This is a genomic window from Candidatus Omnitrophota bacterium, assembly GCA_026387175.1.
GTDB lineage: Bacteria > Omnitrophota > Gorgyraeia > 2-01-FULL-45-10 > 2-01-FULL-45-10 > CAIMPC01.
In genome coordinates, this window is sequence record JAPLME010000012.1 from 44,302 (window position 1) to 70,140 (window position 25,839).

Here is a 25,839-nt window from a genome sequence, read left to right on the forward strand (position 1 = left end):
GAGTCCTGTCTTGCCCACCATCCTTCATCTATTATGAGCAACTGGACCCTATATATACTCAAATGTTCCGACGGATCTCTGTATACCGGGATAACGACGGATCTCGGGAAGCGCTTTAAATGCCACAATGAAGGCAAGGCCTCGAAGTATACGAGATCCAGGCTTCCCGTGAAACTGGCATATAAAAGATCTCTGAAGGATGAATCTTCCGCAAGAAAAGAAGAGGCCCGAATTAAGGGCCTCTCCAGAAAAGCAAAACTCGATATTATATCTTAGGGCGCCTAAACTTAGCGAACGGAATGTTGCTGTGAGGTTTGCTGTAAGGTACCTGGCCGTGGCTGTGTTTCTCGCCGGTGTTTGGGCTAGCGTGTTGGCTGCCCTCGCGCCTTGGGCCGTATTCCGGCCTCGGAGCGTATGCGCGTTTTTCGCCATAGCTGCTTCCACTACTACTTCCGCCGCTGCTATGTTCGCGATTACTGCTCTTATTATATGAGTGCCTCGGCTGGCCTCCGCCGAAACCGCGCGGCTTGCCATAACTACTGCCACCGCCGGACCCCCTGCCACCGAATCCGCCGCCACGGTTACCGCCACCACCGTATCTCGGCCTATATCCTGATGAGCCATGGCTTGAACCTTGAACGAATGTCTCTTTCGGAAGCTCTGGATGTTCCGATATAGGAATTGCAGCCTTAATGAGTCTTTCTATATTCTTTACGTCCGGGCCCTGATCCGGCGTGGCGAATGATATCGCGCGGCCTTCCAGTCCGGCTCTCGCGGTGCGGCCTATGCGATGAACATAATTCTCCGACTCTTCCGGAAGGTCAAAGTTAATGACCACCTCTATGCCCGCCACATCTATTCCGCGGGCTGCGATATCGGTCGCTACGAGTATCCTGTATCTGCCGTTCTTAAAACCCTCTAGCGCTTCCTTGCGCTGTCCGAGCGTACGATCCGAATGTATCTCGGCGGCTTTATGGCCCATATCCCTGATAAGGCGGGTCGTCTTCTTAGCTCCGATCCTTGTCCTGGTGAATAAGAGGACCGAACCATGATACTGGGCGAGGATCTTTTCGAGAAGATGCCTCTTCGATTCCTTCTTTACGATGAATAATTCCTGAGTAACGAGTTCTACGGTAGTTCCTGAGGGAGCGACCTCCACGCTTACGGGCAGTTTCATGTGCGCCGTGGCGATCTTCATGATCTCGGCCGGTATGGTCGCCGAGAAGAGCAGCGTCTGCCTGTTGCGCGGTATCGCTTTTATTATCTGTTCGATCGATGGCAGAAATCCCATGTCGAGCATGCGGTCGGCCTCATCGAGCACCAGTATATTCACATCGGCCATCATTATAGTGTGCCGTTCCATGTGATCGACCAGTCTTCCGGGTGTGGCGATGAGAATGCGCGGGTTCTTTCTCAGAGCCTGTATCTGCAGCCCCATAGCCGCTCCCCCTATCAGGACGGCGGTCTTTATGCCGAATATGGGAGCGATCTTGCGGAATGTCTCATCTATCTGTATCGCGAGTTCGCGTGTCGGCGCGAGAACGAGGCATCTGCCCTTGCCTTGCGCGAGCCTCTGTATCACGGGGATCGCGAAAGCGAGCGTCTTGCCGGTTCCTGTCTGGGCTATGCCTATCATATCTTTGCCCTCGATAGCCTGAGGGATAGCCTTGTGCTGTATCGGCGTAGGAACGGTGAACGAAAGCTTGCTCAATGTTTCGAGTATCTTTGGAGCTATGCCTAAACCGTAAAACGATCCGCCCGCCTGCTGAGGCTGTTGAGGTTGTTGCGGTTGCTGCGGTTCGATGCTTGAAGCGTCAAAATGCCATGCCATATTGAATTTTACCTTTTTGTTGTGGTTTTCAGACCATATAAAAACAAAAAAACCGCTAGGTTAGTGATCTTTCTACCTTGCGGTTACAGATTCTAATCTCCATGTCGAGCCTCATCGTACCACAGCAGTTGCTATTTGTCCAGACATTTCTTAAAATACCCGAAAGTTTACTTTTTCATAAGTTTTATGTTATAATATCGTTCATGAAGATATCAGAACTGGCGCGCCTAATCGGCGGCGTTGTCGAAGGCGATGGCAATATTGATATAAAAGGTCTGGGCGGAATAGAATCTGCCAAGGCGGGCGAGCTCACATTCGCTACAGACGAAGAGAAGCTCTCATATGCCGAGCGCTCGAACGCTTCATGTGTTTTGACCGCTAAAACCGTCAGAAGCTCCACAAAGCCCCTGATAAAGGTCGATAATCCGAAACTTTCGTTCCTGATCATATATAATACCCTCAATACCCCTGAGCGGAGGGGAGAGTTTCGGCATCCTACGGCTACAGTGGAGAAGTCCGCGCGGCTCGGGAAGAACGTCTGGATCGGGCCCCATGTTTCGATAGAGGACGGGGTCGAGATAGGCGATAACGCTATAATCGAGTCCAATTCCGCAATTAAGAAGAATTGCCGGCTGGGGCCATCCTGCCGGGTCTATCCGAATGTAACATTATATGAAGGTATGGTGCTGGGGCGCAATGTCATACTTCACAGCGGAGTGGTGGTAGGCGCCGATGGTTTCGGATACGTTAGAGAGAAAGATAAGATATATAAATTTCCTCAAGCCGGGAAGGTTATTATAGGAGATGACGTAGAGATAGGCGCCAATACCACCATCGACAGGGGATCCATGAATGATACCGTCATAGGCGCCGGCACTAAGATAGATAACCTGTGCCAGATAGCGCATAACGTCAGGATAGGCAAGAATACGATAATAGCCGGCCATAGCGGCGTTTCCGGGTCGACCGTGATCGGCGATAACGTCACCATCGCCGGAAAAGTCGGCATAGCCGATAACCTTACGATAGGGTCTAACGCGATTGTAGGCGGAGGAACCTCCGTCATCGGGGATATCAGGGAAGGCGAAGTGGTCTGGGGATTTCCCGCAAGACCTATACGCGAGATGAAGCGGCAGCTGGCGACCCTCTCATGGCTGACGAAGCATTTTGGGGCTCTTTCCAAACTCCTGCACAAAGAATAAAAATCTTGCCATGCGTGGCAGAATAATTATATAATACCGCTGGCAAATTTACCGGGGACGTAGTTCAGTTGGTTAGAACGTCAGATTGTCGATCTGAAGGTCGCGGGTTCGACCCCCGTCGTCCCCGCCACTTTAGGAAATGCCTTACAAAATAACTGTAGGGCATTTTTATTGGTGGCGGGGATATAGGGGGTCGAAGCTCGCGAGCGCCGACGAATAGGAGGAAAAGCGCTATGCGCGACAGCGAGCGAGCTGGCTACGCAGGCGAGCTCTGCGAGCCGAAGTAGCCGACCCCCGTCGTCAAATCCTCTTGACTAATCCTAATTCCAAGAGTAGCATATTCTTTAACTGGTTATTAGGCAGTTACTTAAGGAGCCGAAGCGACGTTCGACTCCCCTCGTCCCCGCTGGAGTTTGACATATGTGCAGAACCCATAATTAGATATCCGAGTTTCTCAGCTGCCCCTAAAGGCAGCTTTTTTATTTCATGGAATAGACGGCACAAAAACGGCACAGTCTTAAGGGAGGGGTTAAGCCTATCCCCTAGTATCTTTAAAGGATAAAATGAAAACAAGAGATTGGTTAGAAAAAAATAAAATCTTTTTTGAAACCGTTGCTGCCATAGCCCTCTCGCTCATGGCTTTGTTAGTTTCCTGCACGCAATCCGAAATAGCCAGAAATCAATTAGTCCTTTCTGGAAATCCTATAATTTTAATCGAGCCTTCAGACACTGTGAAAGGATCCATCGGTGAATTCAAAATATCCGTTAAAAATATCAGTATGGCAGAACTATACGATATTCGTATTTATGAGGATTACTTTGTCACTATGGCACAAGAAAATGGTTCAATTAACTTAGTAAGTGTAGGGGCGTTTATAACTAAACCAAATTTGGTTATCCCACAATTAAAACCGAATAATAGGGAAGATATTACGATTAATTGTAAATTAATAATTAAAAATATGAAGGAGCTTTACCGCGAACACAAAGGGGTAGAAATGCGAATTGCCCGGATAAGAATTAAATATTGCAGAAAACTAGATGGGAAAGAATTTATGCAAACCAAAGCATATATTATTGCGGGACAGGGTGATTTTCTTATTGATTACGATGAGCGTGGCATAAGAACTCCTATGACTCCCAGTTTTGAGGATATCAAAAATATACTCGGGGCTGAAAATTAGTGCTATCATTAGAAAAGATAGCACAGTATCTATTAATGAGTCTTATTACTAAGTCGCATAAGAAAGATAGGAGGAACGATGGCAAAGCTCAATGAGGATATAGAGCAATTAAAGGAAGACCTCGAAGCAGTTACTGCCGTGGATGATGAAACTTCAAACGAAAATGTTCCCATAAAATATGCAATTAGTTCTTATGGGGCAGATTATCCAGTTGATGGATTGGTTAAAAGATTGCAGGCCAAAGATGTTATAATTCCCGAATTTCAAAGAGAATATGTATGGACACTTAGACAAGCATCTAGGTTTATAGAATCCCTTCTTTTGGGTCTTCCCGTTCCCGGCGTTTTTCTTTCAAAAGAACAAGAAACGGGCAAACTCTTAGTCATCGATGGTCAGCAGAGATTAAAAACATTGCAGTTCTTTTTTGAAGGCGTTTTTCGTGGAAAAGAATTTCGACTTACTGAAGTACAAGATGAATACAAAGGACGATTGTATAAAGAACTCGAAGACATAGATAAGCGACAATTACAAAACTCTGTTATTCATGCCACGGTATTAAAACAAGACACCCCAAAGGATGACCAGAGCAGTGTATATCACGTTTTCGAACGATTAAATACGGGCGGGTCTATTCTTTACCCACAGGAAATAAGAGCTTGTATATATCATGGGCCCTTTAACAACGTTTTATCCGAAATCAATAACAATACGCACTGGCGAAACATTTTTGGAAAGATAAATAAACGACTAAAAGACGAAGAATTGCTATTGAGATTCTTCGCTTTATATTATGACAAGGCTACGTATACAACGCCTTTCAAATCTTTTCTTAACACTTTTATGGAAAGTAACAGAAAAATGGAAAGGTATTCTAAGGCTAATCTTGAAAAACTATTTTCTCCGGCAATGGAAGTGGTATATAAATGTATTGGCGAGAAAGCATTTAGATTAGATAAAGCTATTAATGCCGCTGTTTTTGAATCAGTAATGGTTGGTCTAGCGACTAGACTAGAGAAAGGAGCTATTAATAACGCAACGCAAGTTAAATCAGAATACGAAAAATTAATAAAAATTCCAGATTATTTGGCAGCATGCAAAACAGGAACTTCTGATAAGGGAAAAGTCGAAAAAAGGCTATCTTTAGCCATTGACGCGTTTAGTCGGATTTCATAATGCTTAGTCATGTTACTTCGGAAATAGACAAGATAGACGCTCTTTTTAAGTTTGAAAACGACATCATTAATGATGAAGTAAGAGCTTATTGGGCCGAATATCTTTGTGTGCGAGTTGCTGGATTAATAGAGGCCGTTCTAAGAATAATACTATTTTATTATGCTAAGAATAAATCGCATGAGAACGTTGCGCGTTACGTATCCAAGAAGGTAGAGGGTGTTACAAATCTTAATTCAGAGAAAATTGAAAACTTGTTAGGAGATTTTAGCGAGGTTTGGCAAGAGCGCTACGTTCAAAATATTACGGATTCTCAAAAAGCAGCAATCGGCAATATTTACATAAATAGAAATAGAGTTGGTCACGGACGCAATTCCGAATTATCTTATTATAGAGTAAAAGAATATTATAAGGAAATAAAAGGTGCGTTATTAGCTATTTTGAAAATCGTTGAAGCATAAAAACTTTTACTTATCCAGAAAAATAGGAAAATAGGGGGGGCCGGTCCAGAAAGTACCACTCTATAAGCTAATGGGCTGGCACCAAAAGAGCCGTCCCCGTAAATACGTATGAGATCCGATCCTCATAATATTTTTTACAAGTATCAGATTTTCAAGGAGGTTTGTTATGTCGCTTTTAGGAGAAGAGTTAGTAGAAGAATGGTTAAATAGAAAAGGCTATTTCACAATCCGCGGTGCAAAAATCGGAAACGGAGAAATAGACTTGCTTGCTGTTAAATATACAAGCAAAGGAATTGACTGTTGGCATTATGAGGTTCAGGCCTCCCTTCGACCAGTAAGTTATATTTGTTCAGCGCCTCAAGAGCTTCGTAAATTAGGTAAGTCCGCTCACAATGCTAAGAAACGTCCTATGTCTGAAATCGAGACTGCGGCGAAAGAATGGATTTATAAAAAGTATTTAGATCCAAAGAAAGAAAATATTAGAAGGAGTCTTTGGCCAATGAAATGGAGCTTTGGTCTTATTGTGGGGAATGTTAAACACTCAGAAGAATTGGAAATTATTGCTAAAAATAATATCACCATTGTTCGAATTGCGGATATTATTAAAAACCTTTCGCCAAAATCTCAAACTAATAGCAAGGATTTTAGAGTTGGAGCAGCAAGTGGTGCTGATTTAATTGATTTGGTTTTTGCTCACTCCCAACTTGCATAAGCGGGGCCATCCCACAAAGTGCCACCCTGCATGACAAGAGAAGATCCTAGGCTGTCCCCAAAACAGGATGGCACCAAATATTCTTAGTGAAGGAGAAATGAGATGTTTGAACATAAGCATGAAAAAATAGCGTCGGTTTCAGTCTTCATAAAAAGGCTGGTCGGGTATATCGCAGCCGCTATTCTATTGATTTTACTCTCCTTATTTGTTGGAATCGCCGGATATCATTGGCTAGCCGGCTTTAGCTGGATCGATTCGCTCTTAAACGCATCTATGATCTTAGGCGGTATGGGGCCGGTGAACTTGCTGACCAATCTCGGCGCAAAAGTCTTTGCGTCCCTGTACGCGCTTTTTAGCGGACTTGTATTCATTGCGGTAATGGGAATAGTTTTCTCTCCGATCATACATAGAATGCTTCATACATTTCATATCGACGACAAAGATTTACATAAATGATAACCTTGAGATTCGGTCAAAATAGGAAAATAGGGGACAGCGCCCTATTTCCGAAAGTAATGAGGCCATCTCATAAGGGGACACCCTGCATAATAAGCAAGAACCGGGGCCATCCCACAAAGGGACGCCCTGCATGATAAGAGAAGCTTCTAGGCTGTCCCCAAATAGGATGGCCCCAAAACACCAGAATACAAATCATATGAAAGAAGTGGCGCAATGAAGAATTTGCTTTCCATGATCATAATTATTTCAGTAATCTCTCTTATCAATCGACCAACCATGGCGGACTCGTGGAACTTTGCCGTATTTGGCGATGACCGTAGTGACAATACGACTGGCTCCGCAGTAAATACAACCGCTGTTACTGCTATCGCAACTGATATTACAAACAACAGGAATGCATCCTTTGCTATAGTCCTCGGCGATCTTGTACATGGAAAAGAAAATGATACTCCCATTGCCACCCAGTTCAATACCTTCAAAACTGCTGCGACAAGCGGCGGATTTAAGGTAGCAGGCGAAGCCGGCGCTGGGGTTCCATATTATCCCGTCCGTGGTAATCACGACAACGATGTTGTCGATCCTTTAGGCGTAGCATGGAAGGCGGCATTCCCCACATTGCCTCAAAATGGACCTACCACAAATACATCCGGAGGCGGCAATAGCGAAGTGGGGATGACGTATAGTTTCACTAATGGCAATTCCCTGTTTTTAAGTTTAGATGAATATGTGAACACAGACACTTATCCAAATCAAGTCAATCAGACTTGGGTGAATACTCAATTAAGCAGCTCTACTGCCGCTCACGTGTTTGCTTATGGGCATTTGCCTGCATATTATACGGTTGCCGGGGAATCCCTGTCTATTTATGCGGCTGCAAGAGATGCTTTTCTGACCAGTCTTTATGATAAAAACGGCCAAATCTATTTCGCAGGGCACCAACATTTTAGTGCTATCGCAAGTGCGAATATAGACGGGAACGCATCAAAGGTGTTCTATCCGATCATTGATGGCGCAGGTGGCGCTCCAGGAACTCTATGGGACGGCACATACACAGATCCTAATGTAACAGGTCTCTACTACAATAGCACTAGCAGCACTCCTTACTATTACACATATTCAATAGTTACCGTTGATGACGACCTTGTATGGTTAAGGTTGTATGGGACGACAAGCGTGACGACGCCGACTTGGCTGAACCTATATGCGCTTGTTATCAGTGGAACTCTTACAACTGATACTAATACTCTGATAAGCGACGTTGCGAATTATTCAACGATTGATTTTAAGCAAGCTTCTAACGGTACCTATTCGAAAGTAATCATCGGCACAGGCAACATAGTAAAAAGTGGCGCTGCTGAACTGACCCTGAGCGGCGCCAATACCTACACAGGAGCCACGACAGTCAACGCCGGAACGCTCAAAGCCGGAGTGGCAACTCACGCCTTTGGTGTGGGCTCAGCCGTGACGGTTGCGACCGGAGGGACACTGGATTTGAACGGCTATTCCCAGACTATCGGTTCACTCGCAGGTGGCGGCACAGTCATTAACGGTGATACAATCGATACGATCTTGACGACAGGCGATACTGCCTCGACCACATTTTTCGGGATTATCCAGGACGGTACTCACAAATTGGGATTCACCAAGGCTGGAACTGGGACACTTACTCTTACCGGCGCCAACGCCTACACCGGTACTACAACGATCAGCGCTGGTACGCTGCAAATAGGAAACGCCAGTGCTCTCGGTACAGGAGCCGTTACGAACAATGCTACGTTGGATGTCGGCACGACCAATCTTGCAGTTACCGGCGCCTATAAACAAAACGCAGGTTCAACTTTAAAACTTACCGCAAATTCTTCCTCCAGTTTTGGCAAGATCACGTCCGGCGTTGCTGCGACGGTAGATGCCGGAAGCACTCTTAACGTTACGGTCGGAGGCTTTATTCCGAATAACACAACTCTTACAATTATAGATACAGGAGGAAAGGGTATAGGGAGCGTCCCAACTACAATTATTTCAAGTAATTCTTTCATGACATTCTCCATCGAGAACTCCGGTAACAACCTTGTTCTTACCGTGAACCGTTCCGGAAGTAACAGCTTCAGCGGTGTCGCAGCCAATTCCAATGCGGCTACTGTCGGCGCCGCTCTCGATAATATCACCAGTCCGTCCGCAGACATGCAGAGCGTTCTTACGGCGCTCGGCAATTTATCGCCGAGCCAGGTCGCATCTTCTTTAAATAGCATGACTCCTACCGTTGACGGCGCGGTGACACAATCGGCTCTATCCATGCTTAGCCAGATAACGGGCTCGACCGTAACGCATCTTGAAAATGTAAGCACGGGAGGTGTAACCGGTATCTCAACAGGCGACGATTATTTACATGGTTTAGATATTTGGGCGCAGGGCTTAGGTGATTATGCTCATCAGGATCCCCGCGGGTTTAGTAACGGTTATAATGCGACGTCGTGGGGCGTTTCGGGCGGCGCGGATATCCCGCTTAATATAGGCGATGATTTGCTGCGTATGGGTATAGGTTCCGGTTATGGCCAGACCTTTGTCCGCTCAAAGGATAGTTCCGGAAGGAATGATATCGACAGCATTCCGGGAACATTATATTGTGCTTATGAAAATAATAAATATCCTCTTTATTTGGATATCACTTTCACTTTTATATATAATCTCTATCAAGCCTCTCGCGCAGTTACGGTCGGCACGTTAACCGAGCGTACCGCCAATGCCGATTATAACGGCCAGCAGTATTCGGGCTATTTTGAGGGCGGCTACAGCTTTTTCTATAAGAATCTCCGCATGACGCCTCTCGTTTCATTTCAATACATGCATCTGCATACAGGCAGTTACACCGAAACCGGCGCCGACGCGCTTAACTTAAGTGTCAATAGCCAGGATTATGACATGGCCATGACGGGTTTCGGCGCTAAAGCAGCGTATCCATTAGAGTTTAAATACGGGACCATCATGCCGGACCTGCATGCCAAGTGGCTCTATGATTGGGCCGGCGATAATCAGGCTGCAACTGCGTCTTTTGCCGGTGGCGGAACAGCATTCGGTACAAACGGTTTTAGGGCTGCGCGATCGGGATATGATATGGGCACAAAGATTAGCTTTAAGACAAAATACAATATTTCGCTCGATTTGGATTACGATTTTCTTCTCAAGGCTGATTATTATGAGCATTACGGAAGCGTGACTGTAAGATACGGCTTCTAAACTCGATACGAATAACCGGGGCCATCCCACAAAGGGACACCCTGCATGACTAGAGAATATGCTAAATCAATAACGGAGGTGTAAGATGAAGAAGTTATATCTATCCGATACTGACCGTAAGATTGGCGGCGTTTGTGAAGGTGTTTCTAATGCGTAAATCGGCCATAGCGTTAATATTTTTCTTTATATTATCAATTTCTTCTACCATGGTGTGGGCCGAAGAGAAATCAACAGATATGCAGAAGACAACCTGGGGAGATATTTTTGCAGATGTTATTGGTCATTACCCTTTAGCGGACAGCTTGACCACTGATAATACTATCAAGCAGAAAAATAAGTTAAACACACCAAAAAATTGGGAATTCGGCATAGAAGCAAAGCGTTATATCGCCAGTAATACCTCGTATGAATTTGGTGATCCGGGCGGGGCCTTTACAAAACCTCTCAGCCGGCTGGAATTTCCGATAAATACGTGGTGGTTAAATTTTGATCTTCGTCGGACCTGCCCGCGATGGTCGGTTGGGGCAAAGGCGGGTTTTAGCATGAACCGCAATTCAAACGGTTGGATGGAAGATTCGGACTGGGCTACATCCGGCAGCGATAATATTTTAACCAATTATTCAAGAAGCTATTGTGATATAAGAAAAGCTTTCCTCTTTCGCGGAGATGTAGATGTTAATATCTCGGATTGGCTGAGGCTGCCTTCATCATTAGAGATACGACCGTTATTCGCATTCCAATTTCAACGATTCAATCCCGTAGCGCATAACGGCGTGCAGTGGAATTATGATGATGGAAGCGCGATGTCCCTTGATGGTAACGCTATAAGCTTCAGACAGGACTGGTATACATATATGATCGGGATGAGAGGGGCATACAGTTTAGACCTGAATAAGCATATAGCGATTAAATTGAAGACAGAGGCCGACTGGGGACCAGCCCTCGGCCATAATGAAGACCATCACATACTGCGCGGGGATAGGTGGACATACGAAAACACATCAGGCAATGCCCTTTACTTTTTAGCCGGAGTTGATATGACCATTTCAAAAACTATAACGATAGGCGCCGGCATAGATTATCTGTGGATACAAACTTTCGGAACCCATCGATGGCGGGATCCTTCTCTTCCTGTCGATCAATCGTGGTCTGACGGCGTCAAGGCCTGGTCTGATCAATTGGGCTTAACAATGCATGCATCTTACGCATTTTAGTAAATCTAATGAAAATTTCTGGGCCGATTCTCGCCGTAATCCCAGATCCGTCCCAAAATACCCATAAGGATGATTTGCCAAAACCCTACCCTTAGAGTATACTTTTACAAAAAGAAAGGATGGGATATGAATAGATCTATTGTTTTGTTTTTAGCATTAATCCTTATGTTATCTGTTTCACCAACAATGTCATGGGCCGGTGAAAAAACATCAGATATAAAAATGACAACATGGCAGGATATCTTTTCAGATGTAGCCGGACATTACCCGCTAAACATTGGCCAGGCTAATACCTATGCGGAACAGAAAGGTAAATTGAATCAGCCGAAGAATTGGGCATTCGATCTCGGCGTTCAGTATTTCCTTATGAGCCATACTTCATATCAATTCGCTAATTCAGGCGCGGTTTTTCAAAATCCACTTAGTAAACTGCAGTTTCCTTTAAATACATGGTGGCTGGAAACTGAACTGCGCCGCACTTGTCCGAGGTGGTCGGCCGGGATCCGCGCAGGCTTAAGCGTCGCCAAGAATGTAGACGGGCGGTTCAAGGATTCGGACTGGCTGAACCCGGGAAACACCAGCATGTTAACAACATATTCAGAGAGCGCAATGCGGTCGGAAAACAGTTACCTCTTTCGCGCAGACGCCGATGTGAATATCTCGGACTGGTTGGGGCTTCCGCCGTCATTCGAAATACGGCCTCTCTTCGCTTTCGAGTTTCAGCGATTAAAGCTCATGGCGCACGATGGTGTGCAATGGGAAGTCGGTTCATACGATCCTGATGAAGGGAGAAGCCTTGATGGATATGCGAGCGCCCAGGCGCTCGCCGGAAATTCAATACATTTTCGACAGGACTATTATATGTATCAGATCGGGCTAAGAGGCGTGTATGATGGTTTCAAGATCGGAAAGTACATAACTATTAAAGCGCATGGCGAAGCTGACTGGGGCCCTGTCGTAGGATACAACGAAGATAATCACCTCCTGCGTGATCTCTTCGGTTATATTAGGTCATCCGGTAATTCTTTATACTTTTCAACCGGCCTGGACATGGTCTTTGCGAAAACCATTACAGCCGGTATTTCAATGGATTACCTGTGTATAAGAACTACCGGCATGCTGCACGATCGAGATCTGGCGCATGGCGGCGTGGAGGCGTGGAATGATGAAAGTGTCAAAGTCTGGTCCGATCAGACGAGCTTAATAGCGCATGTGTCTTATGCATTTTAGCACAGTTTGATTTTCAGTTTTTGTAACTCATTGCCATATCATTAGATAGCAATCCCTATAATACTTCCCCATGAAAACAGCTACAGAAAAGACGGCCGCCATTGAGATAAAGAACATCGCGCACTCCTACATAATGGGAGAGCATGAGCTAAAGGTTCTCAAGGGGGTCTCGCTTAAAATTGAGGAAGGGGAGTTTGTCGCAATTGTGGGTCATTCCGGATCCGGGAAATCGACTTTGATGCAGATCATGGGGTTACTGGATAGGCCCACTTCAGGACAGTATTTCTTATTAGGCCGGGATGTGTCGTGTCTCTCGGATGATGAGGGAGCGGTTCTGCGCTCCAAAACAATCGGCTTTGTCTTTCAGGCGTTCAATTTACTGGCTAGAACGAGCGCATTAGATAATGTTATACTTCCAATGGTCTATTCCGGTCAAAAACATCGCGGGGAACGTGGACAAGAACTTTTACGCGAAATGGGGCTGGAAGGCCGCACGCAGCATAAACCCAACGAACTTTCCGGCGGCGAGCAGCAGCGGGTGGCTATCGCCAGGGCGCTTGTCAATAAACCCCGAATCATTCTAGCGGATGAGCCGACCGGAAATGTGGATTCCCGCCAGGCCGACGAAATCTTGCACCGCTTAGTTAATTTGAATAAACAGGGTATTACCGTCATCATCGTGACTCATGAAACTAGCATCGCCGCTTATACCAGACGAATTATACGGCTCAAAGATGGAGTGATTATTGAAGACGTACCTAATATTCCAATTCAGGTGGACCGAAAAGAGCAAATCCCTGTAAGCGTTCTGGCTGTGCCTTCCACGATAGCTATTTCGCCTGCAGTTAAATTAGAACATCCTGAGCTTAATATGGCCGAACTCAAAGAGCATATTATTACATCTCTTCGGGCTATGGCCGCCAATAAAGTTCGCAGCTTCCTTTCAATGTTAGGGGTTCTTATCGGAGTTGCCGGAGTCATCGCGGTGATGGCTGTTGGAGCAGGGGCCCAAAAATCCATTCAAGCCCGCATTGCAAGCCTGGGTTCAAATGTGATTATGCTGTTTCCCGGTGCACCGAATATGCGGGGTGTCCAGGGCGCTGTGGGTGATTACAGCCGTCTTACTTTGGACGACGTAAAGGCGGTGCGGAATGCCAGCCTTAACATTGTCGATATTTACGGAGAAGCCGAGGCAAATGTTCGAGTTGTGTATCAGGATAAAAATACCATAGCGGAATTACAGGGAGTTCCTATTAGCTACGAATCGATCCGTAGCGCCAAGCCTGAGAACGGTAGATTTTTTACTGAAGATGAGGATGTGAGCAGGTCCAGGGTGGTCCTGTTAGGGCAGACCGTTGTTAATAATCTCTTTGGTGATGAGAACCCGGTAGGAAAGATTGTTAAAATTAACAAAGAAAATTTCAATGTTGTCGGCATCCTTCCGGTCAAAGGGTTTTCGGGAGGTTTCAGTGATCAGGATAATATGGTCGTCGTACCATTGCAGACAGCCATGAAGCGGGTGCTTAATACAACGTATTTACATGAAATGGCTATCCAATGCGATTCGTCCGAGTCTATACAGCCCGTTATAGATGATATTGAAGCTATGTTGCGTAAGAGGCATCACTTGGCTAGCGGTAAAGAGAACGATTTTACCTTGAGAAACAATGCTCAAATGCAGGCCACGCTATCTGAGACGACCAAAACCTTATCCACCCTTCTGGGAACCGTGGCGATAATTTCACTTTTGGTCGGAGGGGTCAGCATTATGAACATAATGCTCGTCTCTGTCAATGAACGAACCAGAGAGATCGGATTACGTAAAGCTGTGGGCGCGCCTCGTCGCGCGATCTTAATTCAATTTCTGATGGAATCATCGCTACTTTGCGTTTTGGGCGGGATGATGGGTATTTTATTAGGAATTTTAGTTTCTTTTACTATTTCTCAGCTGGCAGGATGGGTAACTTCTGTTACTATACAATCTATTGTTTTGGCGTTCGCGTTCTCAGTTGGTATAGGCATAGTCTTTGGTTTCTGGCCTGCTTATACGGCATCCCTTCTATCACCGATCAAAGCTCTGCGTTATGAATAATGAGAGATATAAAATAATGCATGCTATTTCAAAAATAAACTAACAATACCGACATATTCAATATCTTGTAATTGACGTAATTTTAGAGTAAGCTTTATTAAGATCATAGCAATATCAAGACTATCATCTGGGTGATATGAATATTAAGGGAGGGTTAAGATGCTTAGGCGAGCAGGCACAGCAATAAGCAGGGTATTAATCATAGTAATGCTGTCTTTAGTTGTTTGCAATAGTTACGCCCAAACTGCTGAAGAAGAGGCCCTGAAAAAAGGTGTAGACCTTATCCGTCACGACAAATTTGATGAGGCGATAGCAGAATTTAATAATGTCATAACGGTTAATCCTAAATCCACCAGTGCGCATTACAACTTGGGATTTGCCTATGACAAAAAAGGCGATCTGGACAAGGCCATTCTCAGTTTCAGTAAAGCGGTAGAGATAGACCCCACCCTTGCGGATGCTTACTATAACCGCGGTTTCGCCTACTATAAAAAAGGCGCTTTTGACAATGCAATTACCGACTATAATAAAGTCATTGAAATCAGCCCTTCTTCCGCTGATGCTTATTATGGCCTAGGGCTAGTCTATTCCCACAAAGGCGATCTGAATAAAGCTATCGTCAATTATACCAAAGCGATAGAGATAAGGCCTAATTTTGCGCTGGCGTATGATGCGCGAGCAGTCGCATATGTTACGAAAAATAACTATATCGGTGCCATGGCGGATGTGAATAAAGCGCAGTCATTAGGATTCAGGTCGCGTCCCCTCAAGAGGGCGCCGGCCGATTTGACCAATACCGAGAAAAGCCCTGCAAATCTGCCTGCTAGCGAACCAAAGCAGGGAGGACAGATGCAGGCACTGGCGCTAAAGACGACAGGATTTATTTTTCTATTGGTTTCCTTTTTGCACTTATTGAGGCTTATCTTTAAGATAAAGGTGATGGTAGGAAAATTTACAGTTCCGGTATGGTTTAGCGCAGCAGGGTTTATAATTCCGCTGCTTCTGTCATTCTGGATATTCAAATCGTTGAATTTGACTGCCCGATAAAAGGAAGGTCTGTGCCGTCGTCGTCTCATCTTAAAATTGATGCTGTTGCGGATGGTAAGTGGAGCGATAAAGGAGAAAAGAATGAAGAAGAACCTGGTTTTGAGCGGTATATTAGTTTCAGTATTTTTAGTTGCGCATAACGCCTATGCCCAGGAACCCGCAATCGATTATAAACAGCTGATAGCTAAATGCGGCGAGGCAATTAAACAGGCAAAATCATACAGTGTTAAAATGGAAATTAAGAGCTCCTTTACAATCAACTCACAGAAAAATAAAGGCAATTCCGCAGAGTTAAATATAGCTTTTATAAGCCCGGACAGATTTAAGGCAGCGCAAGTCATAGATGAGGGCACGAGTGAGAAGTTGTGGGACGGCTGGATACTGATAGGTAACGATTATTATGTTCTTAATGCGGCTTTCGGCTGGGAAAAGGGAGATGATGATAATCGCAGGACAATGTGCAGGGCCCATTCTCCCGAAGGTATTATAAAACAATTCGAAAGCGTCGAAAAGGAAGACAAGAGAGATTCCATAAGCTCCGCCGCTAAAGACGGGATAGAATATTTTGTGATCAAATATTCATTCGGCAAAGAAGCAGTTAATATTGAATCCTTGCCTCCGGAATTAAAAGATAGCAAAGTAAACGGAACATATGAAATCTGGATAAATAAAAATAATTATTTACCGTTAAAACAATTGGAGGAAGTTTCCTATTATTCAAATGAGCAAAATAAAGGGACCTTCTCAAGGACCATAAACTATTCTTCATATAACGATGATACGATAAAGATCGATGAGCCACAGCTCGGTAGCAAGGAGTTCTGATGATTTTCAGGCTCTCAAAGTTAACATACGCGCTGCTTATCGTTTCCTTGTTTCTCTTCACGGATTCATTCATCATCAAGTCTCAAGCCGCCGATTCAGCTGAACAAAAAGAAGACGCCGATTCCGCCCCCGACCGACAGCTTCCTCAATTAGCGCCGGGTAAATGGCAGCCATTATTCGAGATGGGGGAGAATATTTTCCCTTCGGTGGTGATAAGCACCGCGACATTAAAACAAAAGCAATGGGATGACAAGCAGCAGCACATCGGAGACCCATCGGGGACCATAGGCATAGCCCTCCGCGGCACCAGAGAGAACTGTCCGGTAAAAGTAGAAATATCGGGCACAGGTTTTATCGGCCCTACTGTCTTTACAGGCACATTGCCTGAAAAAGATACTGTATATTGTGTCTATCCCGATCTTGATTATGATTATGAAAAACTCCTGTCAGTTAAACAGACTGTCCCTGAAATGTTAATTTTTAAAGTTACAATAGACGGAAAACAAGACTCCGAAAAAGCAGTGAGAGTACAGGTCCGCCCGGTAAATGAATGCGTTTTCTATTTTGCCGACTCCATGGGAAATTCACACGACACCTCCTTCATCTTCGCCGCGTATGTTAATGAAAACCATCCTTTCATAAACCAGGTATTAAAAGAAGCCCTCGCCTCAAAAATGGTGGATAGCTTCGAAGGATACTCGGGTGACGAAGAAAGCGTGAAGAAGGAAATCGAGGCCGTCTGGGAAACGCTCAAAAATAAAGGCATGCATTACACAACTATGTCCGCCGGCACGGAAGATTTCGATCCCTATCTAGGCACTCAATATGTCAGGCTATTGGGGGAAAGCATTAATTATACCCAGAGTAACTGTGTTGACGGCTCTGTCCTTATGGCGTCGATATTTCGCAAGATCGGCCTTAACGTCAGTTTAATAGAAATTCCCGAACATATGTTTATAGGGGTAAGCCTGGACCGGGAAGGGAAAGATAATATTTATATCGAGACGACCACGCTAGCTAGCGATACCCTGGATGAGGCCATAGAGGACGGAAATAAAGAGTATATGGAAAACAAGGAGAAGCTTGAATCGGAAAAAGAGGAAGAGCCGGAATATAATATTATTAACATCCAGGATGCCCGCATGCTGGGTATTATGCCGATAAAAGATTCGTCGGCAGATTAAAGACTCGACATTATTCCGGATCCTGTTTGTATTTACCACACTATTTTTAGGGGGCGGAATTCTTTTATACCTGATAATGTGGCTGGTCGTCCCCAGGAAGCCGAATGAGCTTAAAGAGGGAGAGTGATCGCATGAAGAAGGTAATGGCTGTGGTCCTCGCTATTTTATTGATGCTGGCGGATATTCAAATAGCCATTGCATTCATGCCCAATCCAGAAGCGCTCAAGGACAGCAAGCCGGAGGCGCTATCTATAGTGGACCAATTATACTTGAGGTACGACACGATCGATCTAAATAGCCTTACCAAAATAAAGATTTTAGTCAATAGGCTTACCAATAGAGTCGAGTATGTATTCAATAACGGCTATAAGCGTTATATTAGGCCTAAATTTGTTATGCCCGATGCCCAAGCCTTATACGATAAGACGTGCGCGGGGAAAATAGGGAACGATCCAGAAAGTGACACCCCATAGAGGAAAACAGGGATACCCTATTTGTATTTTGAGACTTTGTAATGTACACTATCCTTAATATCGAATGAAAAAGGAGCATTTTTGGCACAAATAGAGCATAAAGCCAATATTTTGGTCGTAGATGATGACAGGGGTTTTTGGGAAGTAGTCGCTGAAGGATTGGAAGCCAGGGATTATCGTGTTGTTGCCGCCATGAGCGGAGAAGAGTGTATCGAGAAGATCAAGTCCGACACATTTCATGTTATCCTCCTTGACCTGCAGATGCCCGGGATGAATGGCATTCAAACCCTCGAAGAGATACGTAAGATGAACCCGGAGATCGAGGTGCTGATGGTTACCGGGCATGGCGATATAACTACTGCCACCGAGGCCCTTAAGAAGGGAGCGAGCGACTTTATCGAGAAGCCGGTATCCGTAGAAAGGCTGATCGGCATAATTGAGAAGATCCGCCAGCAGAGCATGCTCAAAGAGACCGTTTTACTTTACGAATTGAGCCAAGCCATATTCTCGACCATCGAGCTCGATAAGCTGCTCAAGATAATTATTGACCTGACTATGAGGTTGTTGCGGGCGGATGATGCTTCGATAATGCTATTTAATGAAAAGAAAGAGCTCTATATAGCGATTTCGAGCGGCCTGGACCTGGATGTGCAGAAGCAGACGCGGCTGGCTATCGGCGAGCGGATCGCTGGGTGGGCCGTCCAGAGCAAGGAGCCATTGATCCTTATAAATGGGTTGCGTAACGATCCCCGTTTCAGTGACTTCAGAGGCCGCAGCGAGATACAGTCGTCGATGATCGTGCCGCTATTGAAGAACAATGAGGCGATCGGCGTCCTCAACGCCAACAGGATCAAGGTCGCCGATAATTTTACGAAGAACGATATCTATAAGGGCAAAATATTTATTTCGCTGGTTAGCCTGGCACTCGATAACGCAAATCTTTATAACAACCTTAAGAATACTCGAGAAAGGCTGGAAAGGTCGAATGAAGAGATTCGCGCGAGCCAGGCGGTCGCCATGGAACGGTTGGCTGAGATAGAGAAGGCGCATGTGGAGCTGGAGACAACACATCAGCGGTTGGTGCAGAGTGAGAAGCTCAGCTTGCTGGGCAAACTTGTTTCCGAGGTAGCCCATGAGGTGCTGAACCCGCTCATGGTCATTTCCGGGAATGCTCAGCTTATCCTGGCAAGGGGAGCGCAGTCCGAAGAGACAGCTAAGGGCCTGACCGTCATCGTCGAGCAAACTATGCGGGCTAAGGATATACTGCAGCGGCTGCTCAGGACCGCCCGAACGGTTAAAAGCGACCTGCAGGAGACGGATATCAGAAAGGTAGTAGAGTCGGTGGTGGGCCTTCTCGAGGATCAATTTGCAAAATGCGGTGTTGCGATACGGCGGTCATATGAGGAGGATCTGCCATTTGTTAACGCAGACGCGAAGCAGCTAGAGGAAGTTTGCATGAACATCTTTAACAATGCGCGTGACGCAATGTCGGGAGGCGGCACTATAGAAATAAAGGCAGTTTGTGAAGGCGATTTCGTGCGTGTTGATTTTAAGGATAGCGGGTGCGGAATGCCGAATGAGATTAAGGCGCGGATCTTCGAACCGTTCCTGACGACTAAAAAGAAAGGCACGGGGTTGGGGCTTTCTGTCTGTTATGAGATCATCAAAGCTCACAAAGGAGAGCTGATGGTCGAAAGCAGCCCTGGGGCAGGGACGGTCGTATCTTTTCGTCTGCCGCGTGCGAAAGCATAAGGAGGTGTCTTATTGATACTATAATGATAGTGGATGACGATATTATGATCTGCGAGATGCTCGAAAAATTTTTCGTAAAATCGGGGTTTGAAGTGCTGCTCGCCTATGGCGGAAATGAAGCTATCGGCATCTTACGGCAAGGGGTCATGCCGGGACTCGTTATACTGGATATGAAAATGCCGTCGGGGAGCGGCCTGGATGTGCTGCATGAGATACATCGGATGGGGATTGTTCTCCCCGTTATCCTATTGACCGGTACGATCGACGCCGAAAAATATTCTGACACGTTCAAAAAGCTCAAATTTCCGAAAGAGAATATCTGTTATAAGCCGATCGAACTCTCAATTCTTCTGAATATGGTCAAGAAGCGATTGTCTTTATCGCACGAAAGTTCGAAAGAATGACGCCTACCGCAACGATCCTGATTGCTTATGGCGAGCCTGGTATACCATCCTGTTGACCATAATCTTTTATCTGTTTCAGGGAAAATAGAACGAGGCCCAATAATGTCCGTCTATGAGTGCAATATTTGCGGCTGCCGATTTGAAATAGAAGACAATTAAGTTTAAAATGTTAGGCACACAAAAGCAAGCTTCCAAGCCTTGCCTAGTGTGATATTATAGGGTACACTTAAGTATGTGTCAGTTTGGTCTATCCAGCGAGAGGGGTATTTTTTTGTGCACTTTGTAAAAATATTTAATAACAGATCATTAATACAAAGGAGGAAAATATGAAATGCACATGTTGCGGCAAGCGTATAGATGAGGTTGATTGTTCATGCAAAATGTGTACAATGTGCGGATGGGAACTTCCTGCGGAGGAGACGGAACGATAACGAAAGTTATCAGGTCACGCGCCATTGTATTTCACTCAAAAATGTGGTATACTTTAAGTGAGGCTAAGGGAGAAAGGATTTAGATAGTAACCCATAAGCCTCACAAGGTTTCACCCATCTACCAAACATATCAGAAGCGGAAAAGGTAGATGGGTTTTATTTTGCCTTTTCAGGATGGCCCTCTAAATGCCCACTTTTCCAAAATCTATGCTATAATCATAAAAGTTACTGAAATTATATATGAAAAGACTTATAGCCATATTTTTATTTGCCATACTTAGTTTGACTTTCGCATCCGAATCCTGGGCGATTTCCTGGGAACACGATTTAACGGACGCATTTGAAAAGGCAAAGACTGAAAAGAAGCCTGTCATGGCTGACTTTTACACCGACTGGTGTCACTGGTGTAAAAAACTCGATAAAGATGTTTATGAAGACGCGAGTGTGAATCAGTTGGCTGAAAAATTCATATGTGTTAAGGTGAATTGCGAGATTGATAAAGGCGCATTTTCGAAATATGGATTAAGAGGATACCCCACGATCATCTTCTTTAACGCTTCCGGCACCGCGGAAGAGACCGTTGTAGGATACAGAACCGCGCAGGTCTTTGCCGACATCATGAAGAAAGTCCTCGACAAAGCTCCAAAATCGAGCGTAACCCCGCAGCGGTCGCGGCCGGCTAATGAGCCTGTCATTATTGAGGAAAAAATTGCCCCGGGCGAATTTAAGCTGTCAGGGATCATGGGATCGAAAGCAATCGTTAATGACAAGGTTGTAGTTATAGGAGATGAAGTAGATGATGCGAAGGTTATTGCCCTTACAGGAAGCTCTGTAAAGTTACGATATAAAGATAAAGAGCTGACGCTAAAAATGCAATAAAAAGGCGAGCCATGTATGAATGATAAAAAAATAAAGTTATCCGGTTTTATAATGACTTTTATTTTATGCATGGTAGTGTCAAGTTCGATATCGGCCGGCGAGACAATAAAGTCGGACGAGGCGTTGAAATTACTTAAGGAAGGAAACGCGCGTTTCGTCGAAATGAAATTACGCCACCCGGATGAGACTATCAAGCAGAGAGAAGAGACCGCCGTGAATGGACAAAGGCCGTTTGCGGCCGTTCTTGCTTGTTCAGATTCACGCGTTCCGGTAGAAGCTATATTCGATCGCGGCATAGGTGATATTTTTGTTGTCCGCGTAGCGGGGAATATAGTCATGGATAACGGCGTAATAGGCTCTATCGAATATGCCGCGAAACATCTCAAATCACCGCTATTAGTTATTATGGGGCATACAGGATGCGGAGCGGTTAAGGCCGCGGTAGATGATTCTGCCGTAGAGGGAAAGATCTGCGATATTCAGGAACAGATCAGGCCCATCGCGGTAAAGACAGAAAAAGAGCACCCTGGTCTAGCTGGCCCCGACCTGGTAAACGCTGTAGCGAAGAATAACGCTCTCCAGGCAAAGAGGGATCTTTTATCCCTGAGCCATGAAGTCAAGGAAATGGTAGATGAGGGAAAGTTAAGAATAGTGACCGCCGTGTATGATATCAAGACCGGCAAAGTGGAATGGATCGATTAATTCTCTCCGAATAACAGGCCGGAATAAAAATCTTCATTGCCTACCGATGGAATGAGATGTATAATGCTTTCATGAAAATGTTTTTCCGCGGATTTTTCACCATTATATTCGGCGGTATATTTTTATCAGGATGTTCGACCCTCCCCATCAAAAGATCCCAAAACTATTCTCTGGAAGATATCTATAAACGTATAGCTTACAAAGTGGACGGCCGCTACAGAGTGATCAATATATTTTACGCGACCAGCCGGCAGATCGACTATGGCCCCGATCTGTCTCCGGATTTTAAGCCGGAACTCGCTAAAGAGACGACATATGGCACTCTCGATATGCGGATAGACCCCAGATTAAGGATAGGGGAGATGCTGCCGGATAAGATAAAGAAGAACGGCTTAATAGAGATGAAGAATATTAAAAGGCTGGACGCGGATGCTTTCATAAAAGAACTTTCGGAAGCCGTGAAGGCATCTCCGCATAACTCGGTCCTTGTGCTTATCTTTGGGTATAAAGACGGCTTTGAGGCCACCGCTATGAAGGCCGCCTATTTCAGTTATCTGCTCGATGTCGATACGCCGGTCCTCCTATTCGATTGGCCCGGCGATCAATCGGTCGATATGTTTGGATATGAAAAAGCGCAATCCCTGGCTTCGGCCTCCGGGCCATATCTGGCCGATGTCATCGCGAAGGTCGTTCGCGAGATCAAACCGAAAAAGCTTTGGATCGAGGCGTCGAGCCTCGGCGCCCAGGTGATCTGCGACGCTTTCGATACTCTTTATAAATACCCGGATTTTACCGGCCCGGATCTGGAAATAGACCATGTCCTGCTGGCGGCGCCGGATGTTAGCGGGGGAGAGTTCACTAATAAATTCAAAAAGGAATTCGAAGTTATTGCGAAGAAGATAACGGCTTACGTCTCTTCCGAAGACGACGCCCTGCTTATGAGCGGATTTATAAACCAGGATAACAGGCTTGGCCGCATAAAACTGAGGGTAACCGAACCCAAGCAATTGGAAGAGGCAAAAGAATTGTTGTATTTAAAGTCGTTGGCTCCGGATCGCTTAACGGCGATCGATGTCACGCCCATCAATACAGCGAGTTTTAAGCACGGTTATTATCTTGAGTGCTCTGAATTTTATGATGATTTTTATATGCGCATACTTGACGCGAAGCCAAACGTGAACAGATGGCTATACCTTTTGAAAACCAAAGACGGCGAAGATTACTGGGTCATGCAGAGTTCAAAATAAGATTGGCCTCTCAAAGAGGAAATTAGCGTGAAACGAATAGCGTATATTATCGGGATCGTCGTTATCGGCCTTTCTGTTACGGTTTTCTCATGTATGGCGCAGGAATTATCTGATTATAAATATAGCGAAACAAAGGACCTCGTGAGCCTTGTTAGAGACGCAAGTGCCGTCATCGCAGCCAAAGGCGAAGCCGCGTTTCCCGAATTCAAAAAAGAGGGAAGCCAATGGCGGCACGGGAAAGTATATATATTCGTCCTGAATACAGACGGCGATCTGGTCGTTCACCCGGATCCGGTGCTCGAGGGTAAAAACCAGATAGGCATAAAGTCCGTCAATGGTAAGCCCATAATAAAAGGCATCATTGAAGCGACGGCCTCCGATTCGAACAAGAATGAAGGATGGTACTTTTACCAATGGCCCGAACCGGGCACCATATTCTCCGCCTGGAAGAGCACCTTCGCAAAACGCGTAGTTGCTTCTTCGGGCAAGGCCTATGTGGTCTGCTCAGGGGTGTATAATCCCAAGGTAGAGGATATCTTTCTTATCAATGCCGTGGATGCGGCCGTTGCTTTGATTGAAAAAAAAGGGACGGCGGCTTTCGACACCCTTCGTGATAAAACCAGCCAGTTTGTCTTTCTCGGAACATATATATTTGTCGATACCCCCAAAGGAGTGGAGGTCGTGAACGGCGGTTTTCCGGACATAGAGGGCAAGAACATCCTTAACTATAAGGATTATGACGGAACATACCTTACTCGCGAGATCATCGATATCGCGACTAAGAAGGGATCGGGCTGGGTGGATTATCTTTGGCCGAAACCGGGAGAGATCAAGCCTTCGAGGAAACATACATATGTCAGAAAGGCCGTTTACGGAGACAGCGTATTTGCCGTCGGCGCCGGCTCGTATCCCGAGGACGAGTCCGCCGCCCCTAAAGCGGATGCCGTAGATATTTCCGGACAATTCGCGATACTGGAACTTAAAGATGGCGATTTGGCGGCGGGGAATATTACCAGGGAGACGGTGGATAGCGTTTTCCTGACAAACGACGGTGGAAGCACGGAAGTTTCATTCCCGCGCGACAGGGTCGCCAAGATTCGAAAGCCTACGGATGAGGAACTCAAAAAGATTAAAGAAGGCCTTGTGGAAGGAAGTCGGCACCCGGTGCAAAAATTGTGATTTATAGCCGCAGAGCCTTTTACGATAGCCAAGATATTCAAACAATGCTCCCCTGTATCAGATAAAACCGAAAAATGAGGAGGATGAAATGGCGAAGTTCATGAAAATATCGGCAGTGATATGTTTGGTCATGTTGTCAGTGTATGGCGTCTCTTACGCCCAGGACGATGATCAGGGTGGCCAGGGAGATGCCGGAGGAAGCGTATCCGATGAAAGCAGCGCGGCAGATGTACCGGACGCAGGAAATGTGCAGACAGAAGTTAGTGATACTGGAGATACAGGAAATACACAGACAGAGGTCAGCGATACCGGAGATACAGGAAATACACAGGTAGAAGTTAGTGATACCGGAGATACGGGAAATACGCAAGTAGAGGTTAGTGATACGGGGAATACAGAGGATGTACAAGCAATAGAGAATGATGCGGTCCCCGCACCGGATGAAGCGCGCGGAGTAATAGGAACTAGCGAGAGCTATGAAGAATATCAGAGCGACACGAATCCGAGTGAAGGCGTAATAAGCACCAGCACCACTTATCCGGTCCGCAAAAACGCGAGAGTGGTAAGGCCGGCCGTTGTAGGTGTACCCGTAGCAACCGGAGCGAGGGCTATTGTAAGAGGCTCTTTCGCCGGCCTTTTAAATAATACGAAGATCTCCGACGCCCTGTCCGGTAATAAGGTAAGAGTCGGCATGACTAAAAAGGAGCTTGTCGCCCAGATCGGGTATCCGCCCGACGGTGCGATCGGGCAGGGCCCGCTCTTCTCCAACTTTGTCCAGTCCAGAGCAACGGCCGCGGGCAAGGAGGAGTCCTGGACCTATCAGATCAGTAAGACGGTTGACGGCGTGAAAAGCGTTACCTTCAAGATCGTCGATGGAAAGGTCGCCGCGTGGAACGAGTGGCTGGACACAGGCAGAAAATAAGTTTT

Annotated in this window: 24 protein-coding genes and 1 tRNA gene; 24 read left to right on the forward strand and 1 reads right to left on the reverse strand. The window is 45.7% G+C overall.

What is annotated here, in order from left to right; genetic code table 11:
* Window positions 1–33: 33 nt before the first annotated feature.
* Entirely contained in the window at window positions 34–276 is a 243-nt protein-coding gene (locus tag NTY76_07515; GenBank protein ID MCX5678932.1) for a GIY-YIG nuclease family protein, read from the forward strand.
* On the opposite strand, the gene NTY76_07520 is transcribed toward NTY76_07515, so the two are convergent.
* Window positions 266–1,831 carry a DEAD/DEAH box helicase gene (locus NTY76_07520; GenBank protein ID MCX5678933.1) on the reverse strand — a complete coding sequence of 522 codons (1,566 nt, stop codon included), beginning with the start codon at window positions 1,829–1,831 and terminating at the stop codon, window positions 266–268. The two genes, NTY76_07515 and NTY76_07520, sit on opposite strands and share 11 nt — an antisense overlap.
* 203 nt (window positions 1,832–2,034) lie before the next feature.
* Here NTY76_07520 and lpxD point away from each other — a divergent pair, with 203 nt between their 5' ends.
* The 23 genes from lpxD to NTY76_07635 all read left to right on the forward strand — a co-directional run bounded on the left by lpxD (window position 2,035) and on the right by NTY76_07635 (window position 25,834).
* Window positions 2,035–3,033: a UDP-3-O-(3-hydroxymyristoyl)glucosamine N-acyltransferase gene (lpxD, locus tag NTY76_07525; GenBank protein MCX5678934.1), complete on the forward strand. Its 999-nt coding sequence runs from the start codon at window positions 2,035–2,037 to the stop codon at window positions 3,031–3,033.
* A 53-nt stretch (window positions 3,034–3,086) separates the two neighbouring features.
* Window positions 3,087–3,163: transfer RNA gene (locus tag NTY76_07530), tRNA-Asp, on the forward strand.
* Window positions 3,164–3,596: 433 nt separating this feature from the next.
* Window positions 3,597–4,217 (forward strand): hypothetical protein, encoded by a 621-nt coding sequence (locus tag NTY76_07535; protein MCX5678935.1) that lies wholly within the window; start codon window positions 3,597–3,599, stop codon window positions 4,215–4,217.
* 78 nt (window positions 4,218–4,295) lie between these two features.
* Window positions 4,296–5,390 carry a DUF262 domain-containing protein gene (locus NTY76_07540; protein ID MCX5678936.1) on the forward strand — a complete coding sequence of 365 codons (1,095 nt, stop codon included), beginning with the start codon at window positions 4,296–4,298 and terminating at the stop codon, window positions 5,388–5,390.
* Window positions 5,390–5,848, forward strand: coding sequence for a HEPN domain-containing protein (locus NTY76_07545; GenBank protein ID MCX5678937.1), 459 nt, complete (start codon window positions 5,390–5,392; stop codon window positions 5,846–5,848). The genes NTY76_07540 and NTY76_07545 overlap by 1 nt, the downstream gene beginning before the upstream one ends.
* A 166-nt stretch (window positions 5,849–6,014) precedes the next feature.
* Entirely contained in the window at window positions 6,015–6,560 is a 546-nt protein-coding gene (locus NTY76_07550) for a hypothetical protein (protein ID MCX5678938.1), read from the forward strand.
* A 102-nt stretch (window positions 6,561–6,662) separates the two neighbouring features.
* Entirely contained in the window at window positions 6,663–7,016 is a 354-nt protein-coding gene (locus NTY76_07555) for a hypothetical protein (protein MCX5678939.1), read from the forward strand.
* A 216-nt stretch (window positions 7,017–7,232) separates the two neighbouring features.
* Entirely contained in the window at window positions 7,233–10,253 is a 3,021-nt protein-coding gene (locus NTY76_07560; GenBank protein ID MCX5678940.1) for an autotransporter domain-containing protein, read from the forward strand.
* A gap of 236 nt (window positions 10,254–10,489) precedes the next feature.
* Window positions 10,490–11,467 (forward strand): omptin family outer membrane protease, encoded by a 978-nt coding sequence (locus NTY76_07565; protein MCX5678941.1) that lies wholly within the window; start codon window positions 10,490–10,492, stop codon window positions 11,465–11,467.
* Between the two features lie 222 nt (window positions 11,468–11,689).
* Complete coding sequence (locus tag NTY76_07570; protein MCX5678942.1) at window positions 11,690–12,697, forward strand: omptin family outer membrane protease; 1,008 nt, start codon at window positions 11,690–11,692, stop codon at window positions 12,695–12,697.
* A gap of 70 nt (window positions 12,698–12,767) precedes the next feature.
* Complete coding sequence (locus NTY76_07575; protein MCX5678943.1) at window positions 12,768–14,789, forward strand: ABC transporter permease; 2,022 nt, start codon at window positions 12,768–12,770, stop codon at window positions 14,787–14,789.
* Between the two features lie 159 nt (window positions 14,790–14,948).
* Entirely contained in the window at window positions 14,949–15,836 is an 888-nt protein-coding gene (locus NTY76_07580) for a tetratricopeptide repeat protein (protein MCX5678944.1), read from the forward strand.
* An 81-nt stretch (window positions 15,837–15,917) separates the two neighbouring features.
* Complete coding sequence (locus tag NTY76_07585; protein MCX5678945.1) at window positions 15,918–16,661, forward strand: hypothetical protein; 744 nt, start codon at window positions 15,918–15,920, stop codon at window positions 16,659–16,661.
* A complete protein-coding gene (locus tag NTY76_07590) occupies window positions 16,661–17,845 on the forward strand; it encodes a hypothetical protein (protein MCX5678946.1) in 1,185 nt (394 codons plus the stop codon). The genes NTY76_07585 and NTY76_07590 overlap by 1 nt, the downstream gene beginning before the upstream one ends.
* Window positions 17,841–17,972, forward strand: a complete 132-nt coding sequence (locus tag NTY76_07595; protein ID MCX5678947.1) for a PspC domain-containing protein — start codon at window positions 17,841–17,843, stop codon at window positions 17,970–17,972. Before NTY76_07590 ends, NTY76_07595 begins: the two co-directional genes overlap by 5 nt.
* Window positions 17,950–18,318 carry a hypothetical protein gene (locus NTY76_07600; GenBank protein MCX5678948.1) on the forward strand — a complete coding sequence of 123 codons (369 nt, stop codon included), beginning with the start codon at window positions 17,950–17,952 and terminating at the stop codon, window positions 18,316–18,318. Before NTY76_07595 ends, NTY76_07600 begins: the two co-directional genes overlap by 23 nt.
* An 81-nt stretch (window positions 18,319–18,399) precedes the next feature.
* Window positions 18,400–20,070 carry a response regulator gene (locus NTY76_07605; GenBank protein MCX5678949.1) on the forward strand — a complete coding sequence of 557 codons (1,671 nt, stop codon included), beginning with the start codon at window positions 18,400–18,402 and terminating at the stop codon, window positions 20,068–20,070.
* 23 nt (window positions 20,071–20,093) lie between these two features.
* Window positions 20,094–20,474: a response regulator gene (locus tag NTY76_07610; GenBank protein ID MCX5678950.1), complete on the forward strand. Its 381-nt coding sequence runs from the start codon at window positions 20,094–20,096 to the stop codon at window positions 20,472–20,474.
* A gap of 671 nt (window positions 20,475–21,145) precedes the next feature.
* Window positions 21,146–21,784, forward strand: coding sequence for a protein disulfide isomerase family protein (locus NTY76_07615; protein MCX5678951.1), 639 nt, complete (start codon window positions 21,146–21,148; stop codon window positions 21,782–21,784).
* A gap of 15 nt (window positions 21,785–21,799) precedes the next feature.
* A complete protein-coding gene (locus NTY76_07620; GenBank protein ID MCX5678952.1) occupies window positions 21,800–22,486 on the forward strand; it encodes a carbonic anhydrase in 687 nt (228 codons plus the stop codon).
* 71 nt (window positions 22,487–22,557) lie between these two features.
* Window positions 22,558–23,733: an alpha/beta hydrolase gene (locus NTY76_07625; GenBank protein MCX5678953.1), complete on the forward strand. Its 1,176-nt coding sequence runs from the start codon at window positions 22,558–22,560 to the stop codon at window positions 23,731–23,733.
* Window positions 23,734–23,760: 27 nt separating this feature from the next.
* The gene (locus tag NTY76_07630; protein ID MCX5678954.1) at window positions 23,761–24,912 is read left to right on the forward strand and encodes a cache domain-containing protein; all 1,152 of its coding nucleotides are present in this window, start codon (window positions 23,761–23,763) and stop codon (window positions 24,910–24,912) included.
* Between the two features lie 88 nt (window positions 24,913–25,000).
* A complete protein-coding gene (locus NTY76_07635) occupies window positions 25,001–25,834 on the forward strand; it encodes a hypothetical protein (GenBank protein ID MCX5678955.1) in 834 nt (277 codons plus the stop codon).
* The last annotated feature ends 5 nt before the right edge of the window (window positions 25,835–25,839 follow it).

Excerpts from the sequence above, each read along its gene's own strand:
- NTY76_07550 (MCX5678938.1), top strand. The coding sequence starts at position 6,015 with ATGTCGCTTTTAGGAGAAGAGTTAGTAGAAGAATGGTTAAATAGAAAA.
- NTY76_07600 (MCX5678948.1), top strand. The coding sequence starts at position 17,950 with ATGAGCTTAAAGAGGGAGAGTGATCGCATGAAGAAGGTAATGGCTGTG.
- NTY76_07520 (MCX5678933.1), bottom strand. The coding sequence starts at position 1,831 with ATGGCATGGCATTTTGACGCTTCAAGCATCGAACCGCAGCAACCGCAA.
- lpxD (MCX5678934.1), top strand. The coding sequence starts at position 2,035 with ATGAAGATATCAGAACTGGCGCGCCTAATCGGCGGCGTTGTCGAAGGC.
- NTY76_07590 (MCX5678946.1), top strand. The coding sequence starts at position 16,661 with ATGATTTTCAGGCTCTCAAAGTTAACATACGCGCTGCTTATCGTTTCC.
- NTY76_07610 (MCX5678950.1), top strand. The coding sequence starts at position 20,094 with ATGATAGTGGATGACGATATTATGATCTGCGAGATGCTCGAAAAATTT.
- NTY76_07585 (MCX5678945.1), top strand. The coding sequence starts at position 15,918 with ATGAAGAAGAACCTGGTTTTGAGCGGTATATTAGTTTCAGTATTTTTA.
- NTY76_07575 (MCX5678943.1), top strand. The coding sequence starts at position 12,768 with ATGAAAACAGCTACAGAAAAGACGGCCGCCATTGAGATAAAGAACATC.
- NTY76_07540 (MCX5678936.1), top strand. The coding sequence starts at position 4,296 with ATGGCAAAGCTCAATGAGGATATAGAGCAATTAAAGGAAGACCTCGAA.
- NTY76_07545 (MCX5678937.1), top strand. The coding sequence starts at position 5,390 with ATGCTTAGTCATGTTACTTCGGAAATAGACAAGATAGACGCTCTTTTT.
- NTY76_07560 (MCX5678940.1), top strand. The coding sequence starts at position 7,233 with ATGAAGAATTTGCTTTCCATGATCATAATTATTTCAGTAATCTCTCTT.
- NTY76_07555 (MCX5678939.1), top strand. The coding sequence starts at position 6,663 with ATGTTTGAACATAAGCATGAAAAAATAGCGTCGGTTTCAGTCTTCATA.
- NTY76_07580 (MCX5678944.1), top strand. The coding sequence starts at position 14,949 with ATGCTTAGGCGAGCAGGCACAGCAATAAGCAGGGTATTAATCATAGTA.
- NTY76_07635 (MCX5678955.1), top strand. The coding sequence starts at position 25,001 with ATGGCGAAGTTCATGAAAATATCGGCAGTGATATGTTTGGTCATGTTG.
- NTY76_07615 (MCX5678951.1), top strand. The coding sequence starts at position 21,146 with ATGAAAAGACTTATAGCCATATTTTTATTTGCCATACTTAGTTTGACT.
- NTY76_07515 (MCX5678932.1), top strand. The coding sequence starts at position 34 with ATGAGCAACTGGACCCTATATATACTCAAATGTTCCGACGGATCTCTG.
- NTY76_07535 (MCX5678935.1), top strand. The coding sequence starts at position 3,597 with ATGAAAACAAGAGATTGGTTAGAAAAAAATAAAATCTTTTTTGAAACC.
- NTY76_07625 (MCX5678953.1), top strand. The coding sequence starts at position 22,558 with ATGAAAATGTTTTTCCGCGGATTTTTCACCATTATATTCGGCGGTATA.
- NTY76_07620 (MCX5678952.1), top strand. The coding sequence starts at position 21,800 with ATGAATGATAAAAAAATAAAGTTATCCGGTTTTATAATGACTTTTATT.
- NTY76_07565 (MCX5678941.1), top strand. The coding sequence starts at position 10,490 with ATGCAGAAGACAACCTGGGGAGATATTTTTGCAGATGTTATTGGTCAT.
- NTY76_07570 (MCX5678942.1), top strand. The coding sequence starts at position 11,690 with ATGACAACATGGCAGGATATCTTTTCAGATGTAGCCGGACATTACCCG.